Below are 17,404 nucleotides of genomic sequence, written 5' to 3'. Positions count from 1 at the left end.
CTCCTGTTAAGGTCGTCTGCCGGTTAAGGGAACCACACGTACCGTGTCGTTTGAATCCAGCTGCAGGGCGTCGGCCTGAGCCCGGGTAATATTAACGAACTCCAGTCCTTCAAAGGATAGGTGGCCCAGTATACAGCGGAACTGGTTGAAGTCGGTGTTGGATAGCAGCCAGTCGGTTTGGTCGGTGGTGGTGGATTCGTGAATTTGTACTTTATATTCTTTTGAATCCCTGACGGTGCGTATATCCCTGACGCGTGCTTCCAACAGCGGCCCGGCATCGAAAATGTCTATGTAGTGGGTGTAATGAAAACCTTCACTTTCGAGCAGTTTCCGGGCTGGCAAGGTGTCGCTATGGGTTTCACCAATCACTGCCTGAGCATCTTGTGGCAGCATGTTGGTGTAGATCGGGTGCCTTGGCATCAGTTCGGCAATAAAGGTTTTTCCCTGGGCCACCTGCTGGTCGGCGGTGACGAAATCCACGTTGAAAAAATGTCGGCCGATGGCTTCCCAGAATGGGGACTCGCCGCTGTCATTGCAGCAGCCTCTCATCTCGGCAATGACGTTTTCATTAAAATGGAGGGGATGGTTTGCCATAAACATCATACGCGCCTTGGAGAGCAGTCGCCCGAAGTTGGAATGGCGGTATTCGGGCATCAGGAACAGTGTGCAAAGCTCGGAGTAACCCGTATGGTCGCTGCACAGTGTCATGGTAGTCAGACGATTGTAGACGTTTAGTTCTCTTGAGGCATGTACCTGGGTGTTGATTTTGAAATTGTACCAGGGGTCTGACAGCCCGATAGCGGACTCAATACCGGAGACTCCGGCAATCTCACCGGTCTTATGGTCTTCCAGCATAAACAGGTACAGGGACTCATCCAGTGCTGAAGATGCAGCAAATGATTCCAGTGCCCAGTCCATTTTGCGGCGCACCATATCAGGCTTTGGTTGCAGGGAAGAAAATCCCACTCCTGTGTGGTTTGCAATATGCCACAGGGCGTCGTAATCACAGCTTTTGATCGGACGGATAATCATCATAAGCACTTCCCGGGATTTGATTATTCTGCTTTGGTATGGGTACTGGTAAATATTTTGTCGGCTGAGGCAGCTACAAAACCCTGATACAGCGTCCCGTCTCCCGTTGGATAGCGTTTGGCAAACTCATAGAAGCAGCCGGGAATTTCCCGCGTTCCATCCGTGAAATCAACGGTTACTTTTTTAGCCATGGTGGAGGACTGCTCCAGCAATACATCTGGCGAGCCTTTTACCAGCCCCCCTGTGTCGTTAAGAATATAGCCGTGCTTCTGCAACAGGTGGTTCAGGTCAACGATAGTATCCGGCTCGGACAAGTGATTAATGGATACTGTGAAGTGGTTGGCACGGTAGCCAAAGGCGGCGACCCAGGCGGCGTACTCACTCTCTGCCAGCAGTTCGTCGTAGGTTTGGGTATCCAGTTGCCAGGGGCGCCCGGAACAGCAGAATAGGGGAGATTGTGTCGCATCGGGTGTGACCTGATCCACCAGGGCGGTAATATGCTGTTGTGCCTGCTCCGACAGTTTTTCAACCAGCAGCTCACTGATAAATACTTTTGGCAGCTCAGGGTTCGGGTGTTGAAAGTGTTTGGCGAACAGTTTGCGGGCAGGGAATTCGTACTCCCCACCTTCGATATAACCATGGTCAGTGAAAGCGCGGGCTATAACAGCAAGGTTGACCTCAGGCAGGCTATAGGTTCTTAGTGCAATATGATCATTAACAACGTTACCGTTGTTGCTGGCTGCAAACAGATCATGAATGCTTCGGGCATCCGGTGCCAGCTCAAGATAATCTTCCCACATGGCCTGTAGCAGGGTATGGATTGCGTTGTCCATGACAAGCCTCCGATCTTTGGTGAAATGAGTGATTAGTTTTGTTTATTAAGATTTTCAGGCAAGGGTAGCAGCAAGTCAGCTGTCGTTTTTTTACAGGCTGTCACCGGGCTCAGGGCTGTCACCGGGCTCAGGGCTGTCACCGGGCTCAGGGCTGTCACCGGGCTCAGAGCTGTCACTCACTGGCGCAACCACTCATTGCCTTTACCTTCCGCTTCATTTTTTGCCAGTGTCATCAGCAGGGCGGCACTCAGCTTCGTCCTGGGAACCAGGCTGCTGATCTTCATAGTCTCTTTATCGCTGTGAATATGACTTCCCTGTACGCCGAGCGTATCAATATTGGGTACGCCAAGCGAAGCCAGATTATTACCGTCACAGCAGCCGCCAGTGGCTTTCACGTCAATAGGCAGACCCAGGGCGGAGCCGCACTCCTGAGCCAGCTGGAACAGTTTCTGGTTGGCAGCCGTCAGTACTTTCGGTTTGCGACCAAAGCCACCGTGCAGTTCCAGCGTTATGCCATCACGCGTACTGATCTGGTTAACCAGCATTTGCAGCTGATGCAGGCACCATTGTTCATCTTCTGGTTTTTCGATGCGAATATTAAACCGGCAGATACAGCGGTCAGGCACTATATTGGTGGGCCCGCCACCATGAACAAAACCGGGATTAAAGGTGACGTTTTCACGACCTCCATTCAGGTCATCCATGGCTGACACGAAATCGCAGAGCGCCCGGACGGCATTGCGACCAAGGTGATGTTCACGCCCGGCATGAGCTGCTTTGCCGTAACAGACCGCCGTGAAGTTGCCACTGCCTTTGCGGGCACCTGCCAGTGAACCATCGGGAAAGCTGGGTTCATACAGCATTCCCACATGAGCTGTTTTGGCAGCTGCTTCAAACAGGGGAGCGGAACCGGGTGAACCAATTTCTTCATCGGGATTCAAAATGACCTGCCAGCCCACATGCTCAGCCCAGGGCGACTGCTCAAACAGTTGCAGAGCCTGAATCATCACCACCAGACCGCCTTTCAGGTCAGTGACGCCGGGACCGTTGATATGGTCATCGTCAATGAATTTTACGGTCTGAAACGGGTGGTCTTTGGCAAACACCGTGTCCATGTGTCCGCTCAGAACAATCTGCAAAGAAGCCTCTGGACGTTTTGTAAGAATCAGTGCGTCACCTAAAGGCTGACGCATAGTGTCGCCGTGAGTGTTAATGAACTGGTAATCGTTAAGGCTGACAACCCGCTGCTCCGCCTCAAGAGGCCGGGTCATTTTTTGCAGTGCAGACAGAACCCGGTTAACCCCTTCAGGATTGAGACTTCCGGAGTTAATTTCCGCAAGGCTGATGGTCTGTTGAAGCATGGTACTCTGACGATCATCCAGCTGCTGAAGCAGCGGCAGGAAAGGATCAATAATGCCTGACATGTTAGTCACTTTTGTTGTTATCGACCTTTTAAAATATACGATTATTTGGGAAATAAACAGGCTGGTTGGTTAAGTTTGATCCTGAAGCGGGCGGGGAGTGTCACAGGCAGTTCAACATTGGGTTGAGCGAACGCTGCACCCAACACAATACGGGTGATAAAATTGAACTCCCTGCATACGGCCTGAAATAGCGAAACCTTCTTTACTTGACTTGTTCGGCTTGTGAAGATAACTGTTTTTTCCAGTTAGCTTCATAAAAGGAAGCTGGCTTAGTATCAAACCAAGTACAGTCAGAAGACCATCTTATGAGGCTACCAGTATCATCATCTTCTACTGATATATTCAAGTTATCAGCCATAGAATGTATTGTACTGTTGTATTTAGCCTCCTGCAGGTTAGAACCTATTTTAGTGTCACCATCAGGCAGGAACAAACTGATTCTCGAGTTATTAAAAAGAACGGGTCCAGAAATATCTACAACTGCGTCAAGATAATCTTTTGGAATTTTCTGCTCCTTTAATGACGCGAGATGTTTTTGGTTGGAAATGTCGTTCAGGTTTTTAATCAGGTTCCTGAGCGTTATCAAAGCTATTGGGTGCCTGACTTCATTACAGGCAAGAAAGTCGCTTCGATTAATCTTTTTAGCAGAGGCAAAACCCAGCTCAATTCCGAGATCAGAGAAGAAACATTTTTTCCCCTTTTTCTGTGCATCCTTGAACTTATCAGTATCAAGAGTATCCGTATCCATATAAATCATGCCTTTCCCGGTTCGTTCAGTCACATCACCCTCAGCCTGATCAATAGCACCAGCACCGGCGGCCAGAAGTGCGAAGCGAACAACGTCACTGTACATGGCGTAATTTTTATGTTCATCCCTGACCCATTCAAACGCTGACTGATATTGATTCTCCAGGTCCGATCCTTCAAATATTTTTTTCAGGCCTGCATCATTAATATCCAGTACCTTGATATTTATTCCTCGCATCTCTGGAAGTTCAGGGATGCGTTTCATTAAAGAATCTTCGGCTTCTGTTAACAGGGTTCGATCTTTCCAGAGAATAATTTCTCTTTTTGCTGGCAATAATGTTTCCACTTTATTTGAAATTGATGCCAGACAGGGAATGTTTTCCAGATAGCGGTCAGGTAGTAAAGAACCTACCCAGATCAGATTGATCGGAGTATCGGGGGGGAGGAGCTTTTCTCCACCTGAGTCAATGACCGGGTTAAGGTCACAGGTAGTCGTCATCATTTTACTGGAAAATATTTCTATCAGCTTTTCTTTGGCGATTTTACTCTCCGCAAAAAGAGTCATCAAATATCCGAAATGATCAAAAGCGATCAGGCAGGCGGCATCAGAGAATAGTTCTTTCGGGAAATTTTTAAGGTATTCGGAAATTTCTTTATAAACAAATTTTTTCTTTTTATCATCAGGGTCACGTAAGATGTCAAAGATTTCTTTCCCCTCTGAAACTTTCCAGTACCTGAATTCACCTGAATAAATTGATCTGATAGTTTCCGGTGAAAACCCTTCGTATAAGGGGGCAAGGCCAGTTTTTATTTCATCTGTAATATGCTTTCTTTTTTTTGAGGGCTGATCACACTTTGAGAACCCGTCAGGATTAGTGACTTTTCTTTCATATATATTCTGATCATTAGTAGAAGGGCAGGGGACACCCGATACCACGAATGGAACAAATTGTTTGTTAACTGGCGCAGGCTTATTACTTTCCTGATAGGCACAGTATTTTGGACTTGAATGGTTAACAGGGTTCATATTAGCTTCCTTGCCTTTTTATTAATAAAAGGGAGGCTAATCCCGGGTTATTTTATGACTAACAGCTCTATGGTTTGAGTGTCCTGTCACCGTAAAAGTCCCTACAGTAGAGTTTTTAAAGAGGTCGGGTTATTTTTTTCAGTGCAGACAGAACCCGGTTCACACCTTCGGGATTGAGACTTCCGGAGTTAATTTCCGCAAGGCTGATGGTCTGTTATTGAACTCCCTGCATACGGCCTGAAATAGCGAAACCCTCTTCACTTGACTTGTTCGGCTTGTGAAGATAACTGTTTTTTCCAGTTAGCTTCATAAAAGGAAGCTGGCTTAGTATCAACCCAAGTACAGTCAGAAGACCATCTTATGAGGCTACCATCACCTCCTTCTACTGATATATTCAATTTGTCAGTCATAAAACGCATTATACTGTTGCGTTGAGCACTCAGGCTAAAATCTATTTCAGTGTCACCATCAGGCAGGAACAAACTCATTATCGAGCGATCAAAAAGACCTGGTCCAGAAATACCTACAACTGCGTTAATATATTTTTTTGGAGTTTCCTGCTTCTTTAATGACACGAGATGTTTTTGGTTGGAAATGTCGTTCAGGTTTTTAATCAGTTTCCTGAGCGTTATCAAAGCTATTGGGTGCCTGACTTCATTACAGGCAAGAAAGTCGTTTCGACCAAACACTTTAGCAGATACAAAACCCAGCTCAATTCTGAGATCAGAGAAGAAACATTTTTTTCCCTCTTTCTGTGCATCCCTGAACCTATCAGTATCAAGAGTATCCGTATCCATATAAATCATGCCTTTCCCGGTTCGTTCAGTCACATCACCCTCAGCCTGATCAATAGCACCAGCACCGGCGGTCAGAAGTGCGAAGCGAACAACGTCACTGTACATGGCGTAATTTTTATGTTCATCCCTGACCCATTCAAACCCTGACTGATATTGATTCTCCAGGTCCGATCCTTCAAATATTTTTTTCAGGCCTGCATCATTAATATCCAGTACCTTGATATTTATTCCCCGCATCTCTGGAAGTTCAGGGATGCGTTTCATTAAAGAATCTTCGGCTTCTGTTAACAGGGTTCGATCTTTCCAGAGAATAATTTCTCTTTTTGCTGGCAATAATGTTTCCACTTCATTTGAAATTGATGCCAGGCAGGGAATGTTTTCCAGATAGCGGTCAGGTAGTAAAGAACCTACCCAGATCAGATTGATCGGAGTATCGGGGGGAAGGCGCTTTTCTCCACCTGAGTCAATGACCGGGTTAAGGTCACAGGTAGTCGTCATCATTTTACTGGAAAGTATCTCTATCAGCTTTTCTTTGGCGATTTTACTCTCCGAAAAAAGATCCATTAAATATCCGAAATGATCAAAAGCGATCAGGCAGGCGGCGTCAGAGAATAGTTCTTTCGGGCAATTTTTAAGGTATTCAGAAATTTCTTTATAAACGAATTTTTTCTTTTCATCATCAGGGTCAGATAAGATGTCAAAGATTTTTTTCCCCTCTGAAACTTTCCAGTACCTGAATCCACCTGAATAAATTGATCTGATAGTTTCCGGTGAAAACCCTTCGTATAAGGGGGCAAGGCCAGCTTTTATTTCATCTGTAATATGTTTTCTTTTTTTTGAGGGCTGATCACACTTTGAGAATCCATCAGGATTAGTGATTTTTCTTTTATATATATTCTGATCATTAGTAGAAGGGCAGGGGGCACCCGATACCACGAATGGAGCAAATTGTTTGTTAACTGGCGCAGGCTTATTACTTTCCTGATAGGCACAGTATTTTGGACTTGAATGGTTAACAGGGTCCATATTAGCTTCCTTGCCTTTTTATTAATAAAAGGGAGGCTAATCCCGGGTTATTTTATGACTAACAGCTATACGGTTTGAGTGTCCTGTCACCGTAAAAGTTCCTACAGTAGAGTTTTTAAAGAGGTCGGGTCATTTTTTCAGTGCAGACAGAACCCGGTTAACACCTTCGGGATTGAGACTTCCGGAGTTAATTTCTGCAAGGCTGATGGTCTGTTATTGAACTCCCTGCATACGGCCTGAAATAGCGAAACCCTCTTCACTTGACTTGTTCGGCTTGTGAAGATAACTGTTTTTTCCAGTTAGCTTCATAAAAGGAAGCTGGGTTAGTATCAACCCAAGTACGGTCAGAAGACCATCTTATGAGGCTATCACTATCATAACCTCCTACTGATATATCCAATTTGTCAGTCATAAAATGTATTATACTGTTGCGTCCATCATTCAGGCTAAGATTTATTTTAGTGTCACCATCAGGCAGGAACGAACTGTTTATCGAGTCAATAAAAAGAGCTGGTCCCGAAATACCTATAACTTCGTCAATATAATCATTTGAAATTTTCTGCTCCTTATAATCATTTGAAATTTTCTGCTCCTTTAATGACTCGAGATATTTTTGGTTGGAAATTTCGTTCAGGTTTTTAATCAGTTTCCTGAGCGTTATCAACGCTATTGGGTGCCTGACTTCATTACAGGCAAGAAAGTCGTTTCGACCAAACCTTTTAGCAGAGGCAAAACCCAGCTCAATTCCGAGATTAGAGAAGAAACATTTTTTTCCTTTTTTCTGTGCATTCTTGAACCTATCAGTATCAAGAGTATCCGTATCCATATAAATCATGCCTTTCCCGGTTCGTTCAGTCACATCTCCCTCAGCCTGATCAATAGCACCAGCACCGGCGGCCAGAAGTGCGAAGCGAACAACGTCACTGTACATGGCGTAATTTTTATGTACATCCCTGACCCATTCAAACCCTGATTGATATTGATTCTCCAGGTCCGATCCTTCAAATATTTTTTTCAGGCCTGCATCATTAATATCCAGTACCTTGATATTTATTCCCCGCATCTCTGGAAGTTCAGGGATGCGTTTCATTAAAGAATCTTCGGCTTCTGTTAACAGGGTTCGATCTTTCCAGAGAATAATTTCTCTTTTTGCTGGCAATAATGTTTCCACTTCATTTGAAATTGATGCCAGACAGGGAATGTTTTCCAGATAGCGGTCAGGTAGTAAAGAACCTACCCAGATCAGATTGATCGGAGTATCGGGGGGAAGGCGCTTTTCTCCACCTGAGTCAATGACCGGGTTAAGGTCACAGGTAGTCGTCATCATTTTACTGGAAAATATTTCTATCAGCTTTTCTTTGGCGATTTTACTCTCCGCAAAAAGAGTCATCAAATATCCGAAATGATCAAAAGCGATCAGGCAGGCGGCATCAGAGAATAGTTCTTTCGGGAAATTTTTAAGGTATTCGGAAATTTCTTTATAAACAAATTTTTTCTTTTTATCATCAGGGTCACGTAAGATGTCAAAGATTTTTTTCCCCTCTGAAACTTTCCAGGACCTGAATCCACCTGAATAAATTGATCTGATAGTTTCCGGTGAAAACCCTTCGTATAAGGGGGCAAGGCCAGCTTTTATTTCATCTGTAATATGTTTTCTTTTTTTTGAGGGCTGATCACACTTTGAGAATCCATCAGGATTAGTGATTTTTCTTTTATATATATTCTGATCATTAGTAGAAGGGCAGGGGGCACCCGATACCACGAATGGAGCAAATTGTTTGTTAACTGGCGCAGGCTTATTACTTTCCTGATAGGCACAGTATTTTGGACTTGAATGGTTAACAGGGTCCATATTAGCTTCCTTGCCTTTTTATTAATAAAAGGGAGGCTGATCCCGGGTTATTTTATGACTAAGGGAAGCAGCAGAACATAATATACCGCTGTTGGCTGTTGGCTGTTGGCTGTTGGCTGTATGAGCAGCTAATAGCCAACAGCCAACAGCCAAAATCCCGGTAAGTTATTGAATGCTGCGCCCCTAACAGTTTTATGGTTTGAGTGTCCTGTCACCGTAAAAGTTCCCACAGTAGAGTTTCTATTGAATCCACGTAAAATACTGTACTTTGAGAGGCTAAGCCGATAATCAGCAGCGGGTTGAGTCTGCCCAGACTCTGAGGCAAGCACAAGCAATCTGATATTGCAATGATCTGCATCAGCTCGCGAAGTTGTTGATCGGAGTACACTCTGGCGAATGACGAGCGCTGCCCAAAAACTGAACAGCCTGCCAAAACAAGTTACCCGCCTTTATTTGCAATAAGGAAACATTGATGACTCACCTAGTCGATGAACTGGTACTCCAGTCAGGAGCCAGTCTCAAGAATCGTATTGTCATGGCACCAATGACGATTCAGTCCGCTTTTTTTGATGGCAGCGTGACCGAGGAGATGATCACCTACTACGCCTCAAGAGCGGGTGATGCCGCTGCGATTATCGTTGAAAGTGCCTTTGTTGAAAATTATGGTCGTGCCTTCCCGGGGGCGTTAGGTATTGATACGGACAGCAAAATTGCAGGTCTGAGAAGGCTGGCTGAAGCGATTAAGGCGAAAGGGTCAAAAGCCATTCTGCAAATCTACCACGCAGGCCGTATGGCAGCGCCTGAGTATAATGGCGGCCAGCAACCAATTTCCGCAAGCCCTGTTGCTGCATTGCGTGATAATGCCGAAACCCCGCTGGAAATGACCGGGGTACAGATCGAAGCCATGATTGAACGTTTCGGCAACGCGGTTAACCGGGCTGTTCTGGCAGGCTTTGATGGTGTAGAGATTCACGGTGCCAACACCTACCTTATTCAGCAATTCTTTTCCCCGCACTCCAACCGCAGAAATGACCAGTGGGGTGGCGATATCGAGAAACGCACCGCCTTCCCGCTGGCGATTCTGGAAAAAACCAGACAGATGGTTGCGTTCCACCAGAAAACCGATTTCATCATCGGTTATCGCTTCTCACCGGAAGAGATTGAAGAACCGGGAATCCGCTTTGAAGACAGCCTATATCTGCTGGACAAACTGGCGTCCTGTGGATTGGATTATTTGCATTTCTCCATGGGCAGCTGGGCGCGTAACTCCATTGTCAATCCGGAAGATAAAGAGCCGCTGATCACTAAATATCACCGGCTTAAGAGTGACAATGTCGCAAAGGTTCCGGTGATAGGCGTAGGTGGTATTGCCCAGCGCGCTGATGCTGAAACAGCGATTGCAGAAGGCTACGATGCCGTCAGCGTGGGCAAAGGCTATCTGGTTGAGCCGACCTGGGCGACCAAAGTGCTGAACAATGAGCCCTGTGCTGAGTTTGCTGATATTAACCAGCAGGAAGCGTTGCAGATCCCAACCCCGCTTTGGGACATCATGGACTATATGATTGTGGACAGTGCGGCTGAGGCATTGAAACATCAACGCATTAAAGAGCTGCAAAACGTTCAGATTCGTTTCGAGCCGGGTGAATATACCGCTTGTGGTCAGGGTCATAATGGTGACTTGCCGGTTACCGTGACTTTTTCAGAAGATAAGATTCTGGATATTGTCGTTGACTCATCAAAAGAGTCCGATGGCATTGCCAACCCAGCCTTTGAGCGTATTCCGCAACAGATTCTCGATGGTCAGACCCTGAATATTGACGTAATTTCGGGGGCAACGGTGAGTAGTCAGGCGGTTATTGACGGCGTATCCAATGCGGTTGATCTGGCGGGCGGCCACTCTGAGGCGCTTCGCTGTAAAGCCAGGGAAGCGGTTGAGTGGTCAACTGAAATTATTGAAGAGACGGTGGATATCGTGGTTGTCGGGGCCGGTGGTGCTGGCCTGAGCGCAACCCTGACGGCCCTTGATAAAGGCAAGTCGGTTATTCTGCTGGAAAAATTCCCTGCGATTGGTGGTAACACGGTTCGTACCGGCGGCTGGGTCAATGCGGCTGAGCCAGCATGGCAGAATGACTTCCCTGCTCTGCCGGGGGAAGCCGACCACCTGAGAAGCATTGTTGAAACGCCGGAATCCGAATTTGCAGCGGAGTACCTGGCGGATTTCAAAGTCCTTAAAGAGCAACTGGGCGACTATTTTGCTGATGTGGACAGTGGTAAAGACTACCTGTTCGACTCTGTTGAGCTGCATCGCATTCAGACCTATCTTGGCGGTAAGCGAACCGACCGCAATGGTGATGCCATCTATGGTCAGTACGACCTGGTGGAAGCGTTGACCAGCCGTGCCATGGAGTCTGTGGACTGGCTGACTGAGAAAGGCGTTGATTTTGACCGTAGCGTGGTTGAAATTCCTGTTGGCGCACTGTGGCGTCGCGCCCACAAGCCAAATCGTCACAAGGGTGTGGAGTTTGTGGAGAAACTGCAACAGCGCATTCTGGAGCAGGATGGTCGCATCATAACCGATACCCGGGTAACGGATTTGATGATTGAAGACGGTAAGGTTGTAGGTGTTAAAGCGACACAAGCCAACGGTACCCAACTGGTATTGAAGGTCAGTCACGGTGTTGTGCTGGCTTCCGGTGGTTTTGGTGCCAATACCCGGATGATCAAACAGTACAACACCTACTGGCAGGATATTGCCGATGACATCAAAACCACCAACTCTCCTGCGCTGGTGGGCGATGGCATTGAAATGGGTGAAAAAGCCGGTGCCGACCTGGTGGGTATGGGGTTTGTTCAGTTAATGCCGGTGGGCGATCCGAAATCCGGCGCGCTGTTGACCGGCCTGATTGTACCCCCTGAGAACTTTGTCTTTGTGAACCAGCAGGGCAAGCGCTTTATTGATGAGTGCGGAAGCCGTGATGTGCTGTCTGAGGCATTCTTTGATAACGGCGGTCTTATCTACATGATTGCCGACGAGGAAATTCGTAAAACGGCTGCGAATACTTGCGACGATACCATCGAACGGGAAATCGAAGAAGGCATCATTATTAAAGCCGACACGCTTGAAGAGCTGGCTGAGAAAATTGGCGTTCCGGCTGACGAGCTGACCAGCACTATCAGGCAGTACAACGCCTGTGTTGAACAGGGTCATGACCCTGAGTTCAACAAGAGCGCTTTCGGTTTGAAAGTGGAACAGGCTCCGTTCTACGCAACCCCACGTCAACCATCGGTTCACCACACCATGGGCGGGTTGAGAATTGATACTCAGGCGCGGGTGATTAATAAAGACGGTGACGTTATTCCGGGCTTGTTCGCAGCCGGTGAAGTGACGGGTGGTATTCACGGTGGTAACCGCCTGGGCGGTAATGCCTTGATTGATATCTTCACTTATGGCCGTATTGCCGGTGACAGTGCTGCCGCTCTGGTTTAATTGTTTGACCCTCCTCAGTTCCTCTCCTCAGCAGGGGAGGAACTGACAAACTCTACCGACGATTTCAGCTTAATCCTACCCTGATATACAAACGACAATGAAACGCTATCAAACCCGGTTCCAGATGATGGGGACATTCATTGACCTGGTGCTTTATCATCCAGAGGGCGAGCAGTTAATTAAGGAGGCTTATCTCCGGCTCTCTCACTACGCACAGCGATTTACCGTGAATCAGCCCGATTCTGAACTGATGAGGGTAAACAAAAACGCCGGGGTCAAGCCTGTGGTTGTTCAGCCGGATTTGTTTCAACTGATAAAAACAGCACGGGCGATGAGTGTAGACACAAACAATGTCTTTAATATTGCCATTGGGCCACTGGTCAAAACCTGGCGTATCGGTTTTAAAGAAGCAAGAGTACCGGGGCGTGAAGAAATATCAGCGAAACTCCCCCTGGCTGATCCTCAAAATATTATCCTGAACGAACAGGAGCAGTCGGTTTACCTGGGTCTGCCGGATATGGAGATCGATTTGGGTGCGGTGGCAAAAGGTTACTTTGCGGATCAGATAAAAAGGCAACTGGTAAGGGCGGGTGTTCAACACGGCTTTATTAACCTGGGGGGGAATGTCCTGACTATTGGTCATTCACCGGATAATGCCAGTCAGGCATGGAATGTGGGTATTCAAAACCCGCTGTCAGACCGGGGCGTAATCTCTCGTGTTGTAGCGCTGAATGATGCCTCGATGGTCACCTCCGGGATCAATGAACGATTTTTTTATGCCAACGGGCAACGTTATCATCACCTGCTGAATACCCGGACGGGAATGCCGGTCGTCACCGATATAGCGAGCGTTACCATTATTTCCAGAGATTCAGTTGCGGGTGATATCTGGAGTACCGCTGGCTTTTTACCCTCTGTCAGTGACGCGGTTGCCTGTCTGAATCAACAGACAGACATTGAGGCGGTGGTCATTTCAAAACAGGGTGAAACCCATGTCACTCAGGGCCTGGTTGATGATGGGCGGAATGTCTTTGTTCGTCCGGAGAAGCCGGTGCTGAGGGGCAGGGGCAATTGCGGGTGACTACTATCTCCCCAACTGATTGGCAATTTTTAAACCAATACTAACACCATAAATACCAATAGCAGTCGTTTTTGATAAACCAAGAAAGGCCACAGAGTTGTCGGGTCTTTGTATTTTTGCATCAAAGAACGCCCCGATAGTAGCAGTTAGCTCTGCTAGCCTGGACATAGCTTCAAGGTCTGGAACAACCCTGATAACGGGCAAAGGGCCCATACTGGCTATTGTTGACCCTAAAACGGTACCTCCTGCTGCACCCCCTACAAATGCACCAAGAGTCTTATAGACTGTAAAAGGGTCGGGATTATAGTAATAATTCGCCACTCCCGCGCCTAGCATGCACATAGCGGTCTTAGTTTTACTGGCTGAAGCTATTGTACGCATGGCTATCTTTGCGCCATTCAAGAGAGCAACACCTGTTTGGGTGGCTGTGTTAGTCATTTTCTCGAGAAAGGTTCTATTGTCTATACTTTCGGCGAACTCTTTGGGTACTTTTTTTCTGCAGTACGGGCAAAATAAGTGTCCATTATCAAACCAGGCAATTATACAGGGTCTCCCATAAACATGGCTCTCAAAGCAGGGAAGAGCGATTTTGTCATGAGATAATAAACTTGGTTTGACCTCGACCTCAAAGTGTCCATGACAAATTATACATATATCATCACTCATAAATCAGCACTCCTACGTTAAGGCCGACTTTTTCTGTAAATTCTAATCTAAAATTATGACTTTTCAGGTTTATCAAGGCTTATGGAAAAAATGGTACTTTAGAGCAGCATGAAAACAGCACCAGCTTAACGACAAATGTCGTTCTAATTCGGTGGTTTTACCATCTTTTTAATGCACTATGGTTTATCATATCTTTCTGTAGCCGGACGGGAATGTCAGTTGCCACCGATATAGCCAGCGTTACCATTATTTCCAGAGATTCAGTTGCGAGTGATATCTGGAGTACCGCTGGCTTTTTACCCTCTGTCAGTGATGCGGTTGACTGTCTGAATCAACAGGCAGGCATTGAGGCGGTGGTCATTTCAAAACAGGGTGAAACCCATGTTACTCAGGGTCTGGTTGATGATGGGCGGAATGTTCCTGTTCATCCGGATAATCCGGTGCTGAGGGTTCTGGTATCTCCTCACTGTTAACTTCAGTGCAGGTTTGATCTTGATCATAATTCAGAGAGTAAGCTCTATTCCTGCCACGGTACTGATCGTTATAATCTATTTCGTTGCCTGTCTGATAAAAACCCTTTGTGTCAATCGAGCAATAACGATGCCCTCTGATAAAAGCTTCTACCACACAGTATTCAGGCACAAACTCGGGACCGTAAGCGGTGTGGGATGCAAAAGACTGCCCGTCGCGAATTGCCCAGCCTACGCCAGCGTAAGTAGCAACAGGGCTATGCTTTGCCTTGGCTTTCCACTCGGCAAATGTCATGGGAGGCTGCTTAGAGCTGATAGTTGCATCAAATACCTCACACTTGCCATTGTCATTGTTACTGAATTTACCAAAATTTAAAGCGGGGACTTTATCGTCCGGCTTTACACAGAGCCGGACGTCACTGGAGCGAGTCTTTCGATTGGAGCGCAGCTGGGGCGGCTCATCATCTTTCCAGCAAAAGTCAAATAATCGGGCAAAGTCTTTTGAGTCGAATACCCACTTTTTCGACGGATCCACACTGGTAGCCTTGTTGACATACAATGGAACATGTTCCAGTTTTGCCTTTATTTCTTCTTCAGAGCCCTTCAGCCAGGAATACGTTGTTGCCCGGGCAATAGCACGATTAACTTCGTAAGCACAAAAGTGACCAAACTGCTCTTTATCCAAAGTTTCGTAGTCCAGAGCTGTACGACCATAGTGAATGATGTCGTCTTCGCCGATAGCGGAGCGATCTTCGAATACCACACAAATTCTGCCGTTAGGGGGTTCTTTTGTCTGTGCTTGCCAACAAGGGTCGGCATAGCACCAGACAGCCTGGCAAACTAATGAGGTAATGCAGCTCTTCAGGGCTAGAAGCATTTTCGAATCCTCTTTTTTCAGGTCAGCTTCAGGACTCGGTGACACACTCCCTCCACTAAATCGGCAAGCCGATTCTAGTGGGGGCTTCTAATCGGGAATTACGTGCGACCCACTATTTCAAATAACATAGCCTCTCGCTGTCGTACAGGTTGCCGAACCACGACAGGGGAACTCTTTACACATACGCTGTGTCCCAGCGCATCGGCGGTAGAAGCCAGAAAACGGTTGTGTTTTCCTGATTTGTTTCTCGTAGTTAGTCCAGCAACGGTGACGCTTGAGTATTTTTCCAGAGGCTTATCTGTCTGTCGTGTAGGCTGTTGTCTCAGCCACCAAGCCCATTACGCAGGGTTTCGCAGTGCACTGAAGTTAGTACATGGGCTTGCTCTACGCAAGCCTCGCTATCCATCTCCATCCGAACCTTCAGAGGTCGCGCCGCTCCCAATGAGAGGCTATGGATGGAGAATTTCGCAAGGTTCGTTAAATATAGCAGTGCCCAGAACGGCTTCACTATTTGCCAGCATCAGGAGCCTGTCAGACATGAAGATTGATTCCGGGGGAGGGAAGGCTGCTCGGTGGGTTCGATAGAAGGCTGTTGGTGAGAATAGGCGTCGCATCCTGCCACGCCCTGAATGAATATTGTCTTTGTTAATGACGCCTCTTTAGGGGCGCAGCATTCAATAACTTACCGGGCTTTTGGCTGTTGGCTTTTGGCTATTAGCTGCTCATACAGCCAACCGCCAAAAGCCAACAGCGGTATATTATGTTCTGCTGCTTCCCTTAACCTTTCACTACTTTCGCAACCGCCCTTCTCAGGGCATCCATCCCCTGACGTATATCATCATCAGGAATAATCAGTGACGGTGCCAGCCGCAGAACATTCGGGCCAGCAACCAGCAGCATTAACCCTTCTTCCGCAGCGGCGGCCAGAAACTCTTTGGCTTTGCCATGCCACTCCGGTACCAGCTCGGCACCAATGAGCAGCCCTTTGCCACGGATTTCAGTGAATACACCAAACTTGTCGTTAATGCTTTCCAGCTCCCGGCGAAACAGCTGATGTTTGGCAGATACATTGGCCAGTAACTGATCCTCGTTAATCAGCGTGATGGCTGCCAGAGCCACTGAGCAGGCCAGGGCATTACCGCCATAGGTACTGCCGTGAGAGCCGAAGCCAAAGCTGTTGGCGACTTTGCTGGTGGTCAGCATGGCACCGACGGGAAAGCCACCGCCGAGCGCCTTTGCGGTGGTGAGAATATCGGGTACTACACCCGTGCTCATGTAAGCATAAAATTCACCGGTACGGCCTACGCCGGTCTGCACTTCATCAAACACCAGCAGGGCGTTGTGCTGATCGCAGAGCTCTCTGGCCGCTTGCAGGAACTCTGGTGTGGCAGGCCTGACACCACCTTCGCCCTGGATGGGCTCAAGAACAACAGCACAGGTTTTGTCTGAAACCGCCGCTTTTAAAGCGTCAACGTCGTTAAATGGCAGGTGGGTGACTCCTTCTGGTACCGGGGCATAGCCTTCACAGTATTTAGGTTGCCCACCCACAGTGATCGCAAACAGGCTGCGGCCATGAAAAGCATTGTTAAAGGAAATAATTTCGTGTTTTTCTGGTCCTGCGTGGTCGTAAGCATACTTTCGTGCCAGCTTGAAAGCAGCTTCATTGGCTTCGGTACCTGAATTGCAGAAAAAGACTTTTTCGGCAAAACAGACTTCCGTAAGCGCTTTGGCCAGAGTGAGTGCAGGTTCGTTGGTGTAAACGTTACTGAGGTGCCAGAGTTTGTCCGACTGATCTTTCAGAACCTTTACCAGCTTTGGGTGACAGTGTCCCAGGGCGTTGACGGCAATGCCGCCAGCGAAGTCAATGTACTCTCTGCCTTCCTGATCCCAGATGCGCGACCCTTTACCACGGACGGGAACAACTTTTTGAGGTGCATAATTCGGCACCATTACTTCGTCAAAAGTTGCTCTGTTGACAGAATACTCGGTCATGGGCTTCTCTCCCGGAAACTTGTTATCTTTTTTCGATGGTTATTAAGTATTATTTCTTAGAGAGTTTACATCATCAGTGGGTGTATTTGGGAA

General features: G+C 47.3%; 12 protein-coding genes. 3 read left to right on the top strand and 9 right to left on the bottom strand.

The features are described from left to right. Positions 1–6 precede the first annotated feature (6 nt). From astA to NX720_RS05790, 6 genes are all read right to left on the bottom strand, one after another. Entirely contained in the window at positions 7–1,035 is a 1,029-nt protein-coding gene (gene astA, locus NX720_RS05815) for an arginine N-succinyltransferase (RefSeq protein ID WP_262600014.1), read from the bottom strand. Between the two features lie 20 nt (positions 1,036–1,055). Next, positions 1,056–1,865, bottom strand: coding sequence for a DUF1338 domain-containing protein (locus tag NX720_RS05810; RefSeq protein ID WP_262600013.1), 810 nt, complete (start codon positions 1,863–1,865; stop codon positions 1,056–1,058). A gap of 176 nt (positions 1,866–2,041) precedes the next feature. Continuing rightward, positions 2,042–3,289: a hydrolase gene (locus NX720_RS05805; RefSeq protein ID WP_262601534.1), complete on the bottom strand. Its 1,248-nt coding sequence runs from the start codon at positions 3,287–3,289 to the stop codon at positions 2,042–2,044. 202 nt (positions 3,290–3,491) lie between these two features. Beyond that, entirely contained in the window at positions 3,492–5,063 is a 1,572-nt protein-coding gene (locus NX720_RS05800) for a hypothetical protein (RefSeq protein WP_262600012.1), read from the bottom strand. A 257-nt stretch (positions 5,064–5,320) separates the two neighbouring features. Further along, on the bottom strand, positions 5,321–6,886 hold the full coding sequence (locus NX720_RS05795; RefSeq protein WP_262600010.1) for a hypothetical protein: 1,566 nt from the start codon (positions 6,884–6,886) through the stop codon (positions 5,321–5,323). 256 nt (positions 6,887–7,142) lie between these two features. After that, positions 7,143–8,738 carry a hypothetical protein gene (locus NX720_RS05790; RefSeq protein WP_262600009.1) on the bottom strand — a complete coding sequence of 532 codons (1,596 nt, stop codon included), beginning with the start codon at positions 8,736–8,738 and terminating at the stop codon, positions 7,143–7,145. Positions 8,739–9,210: 472 nt separating this feature from the next. Between NX720_RS05790 and NX720_RS05785 the strand changes: the two genes are divergently transcribed. Together NX720_RS05785 and NX720_RS05780 are read left to right on the top strand one after the other, a co-directional pair. Beyond that, complete coding sequence (locus NX720_RS05785; RefSeq protein WP_262600007.1) at positions 9,211–12,225, top strand: NADH-dependent flavin oxidoreductase; 3,015 nt, start codon at positions 9,211–9,213, stop codon at positions 12,223–12,225. A gap of 97 nt (positions 12,226–12,322) precedes the next feature. Further along, entirely contained in the window at positions 12,323–13,306 is a 984-nt protein-coding gene (locus tag NX720_RS05780; RefSeq protein WP_262600006.1) for an FAD:protein FMN transferase, read from the top strand. 3 nt (positions 13,307–13,309) lie between these two features. Here the strand turns inward: NX720_RS05780 and NX720_RS05775 are convergent, their stop codons facing one another. Beyond that, positions 13,310–13,972 (bottom strand): E3 ubiquitin protein ligase, encoded by a 663-nt coding sequence (locus NX720_RS05775; RefSeq protein WP_262600005.1) that lies wholly within the window; start codon positions 13,970–13,972, stop codon positions 13,310–13,312. A 212-nt stretch (positions 13,973–14,184) separates the two neighbouring features. On the opposite strand from NX720_RS05775, the gene NX720_RS05770 reads away from it, so the two are divergent. Then, complete coding sequence (locus NX720_RS05770) at positions 14,185–14,445, top strand: FAD:protein FMN transferase (protein WP_262600004.1); 261 nt, start codon at positions 14,185–14,187, stop codon at positions 14,443–14,445. Here the strand turns inward: NX720_RS05770 and NX720_RS05765 are convergent. Both NX720_RS05765 and NX720_RS05760 read right to left on the bottom strand, forming a co-directional pair. Then, the gene (locus NX720_RS05765; protein WP_262600002.1) at positions 14,357–15,205 is read right to left on the bottom strand and encodes a hypothetical protein; all 849 of its coding nucleotides are present in this window, start codon (positions 15,203–15,205) and stop codon (positions 14,357–14,359) included. The two genes, NX720_RS05770 and NX720_RS05765, sit on opposite strands and share 89 nt — an antisense overlap. Positions 15,206–16,096: 891 nt before the next feature. Then, the gene (locus tag NX720_RS05760) at positions 16,097–17,311 is read right to left on the bottom strand and encodes an aspartate aminotransferase family protein (protein ID WP_262600000.1); all 1,215 of its coding nucleotides are present in this window, start codon (positions 17,309–17,311) and stop codon (positions 16,097–16,099) included. Between the last annotated feature and the right edge of the window lie 93 nt (positions 17,312–17,404).

The sequence above is a fragment of the Endozoicomonas euniceicola genome, from assembly GCF_025562755.1.
Taxonomy (GTDB): Bacteria; Pseudomonadota; Gammaproteobacteria; order Pseudomonadales; family Endozoicomonadaceae; genus Endozoicomonas_A; species Endozoicomonas_A euniceicola.
The sequence above is the reverse complement of the archived record's forward strand: the minus strand, read 5'-3'. Positions and strand labels throughout refer to the sequence as shown.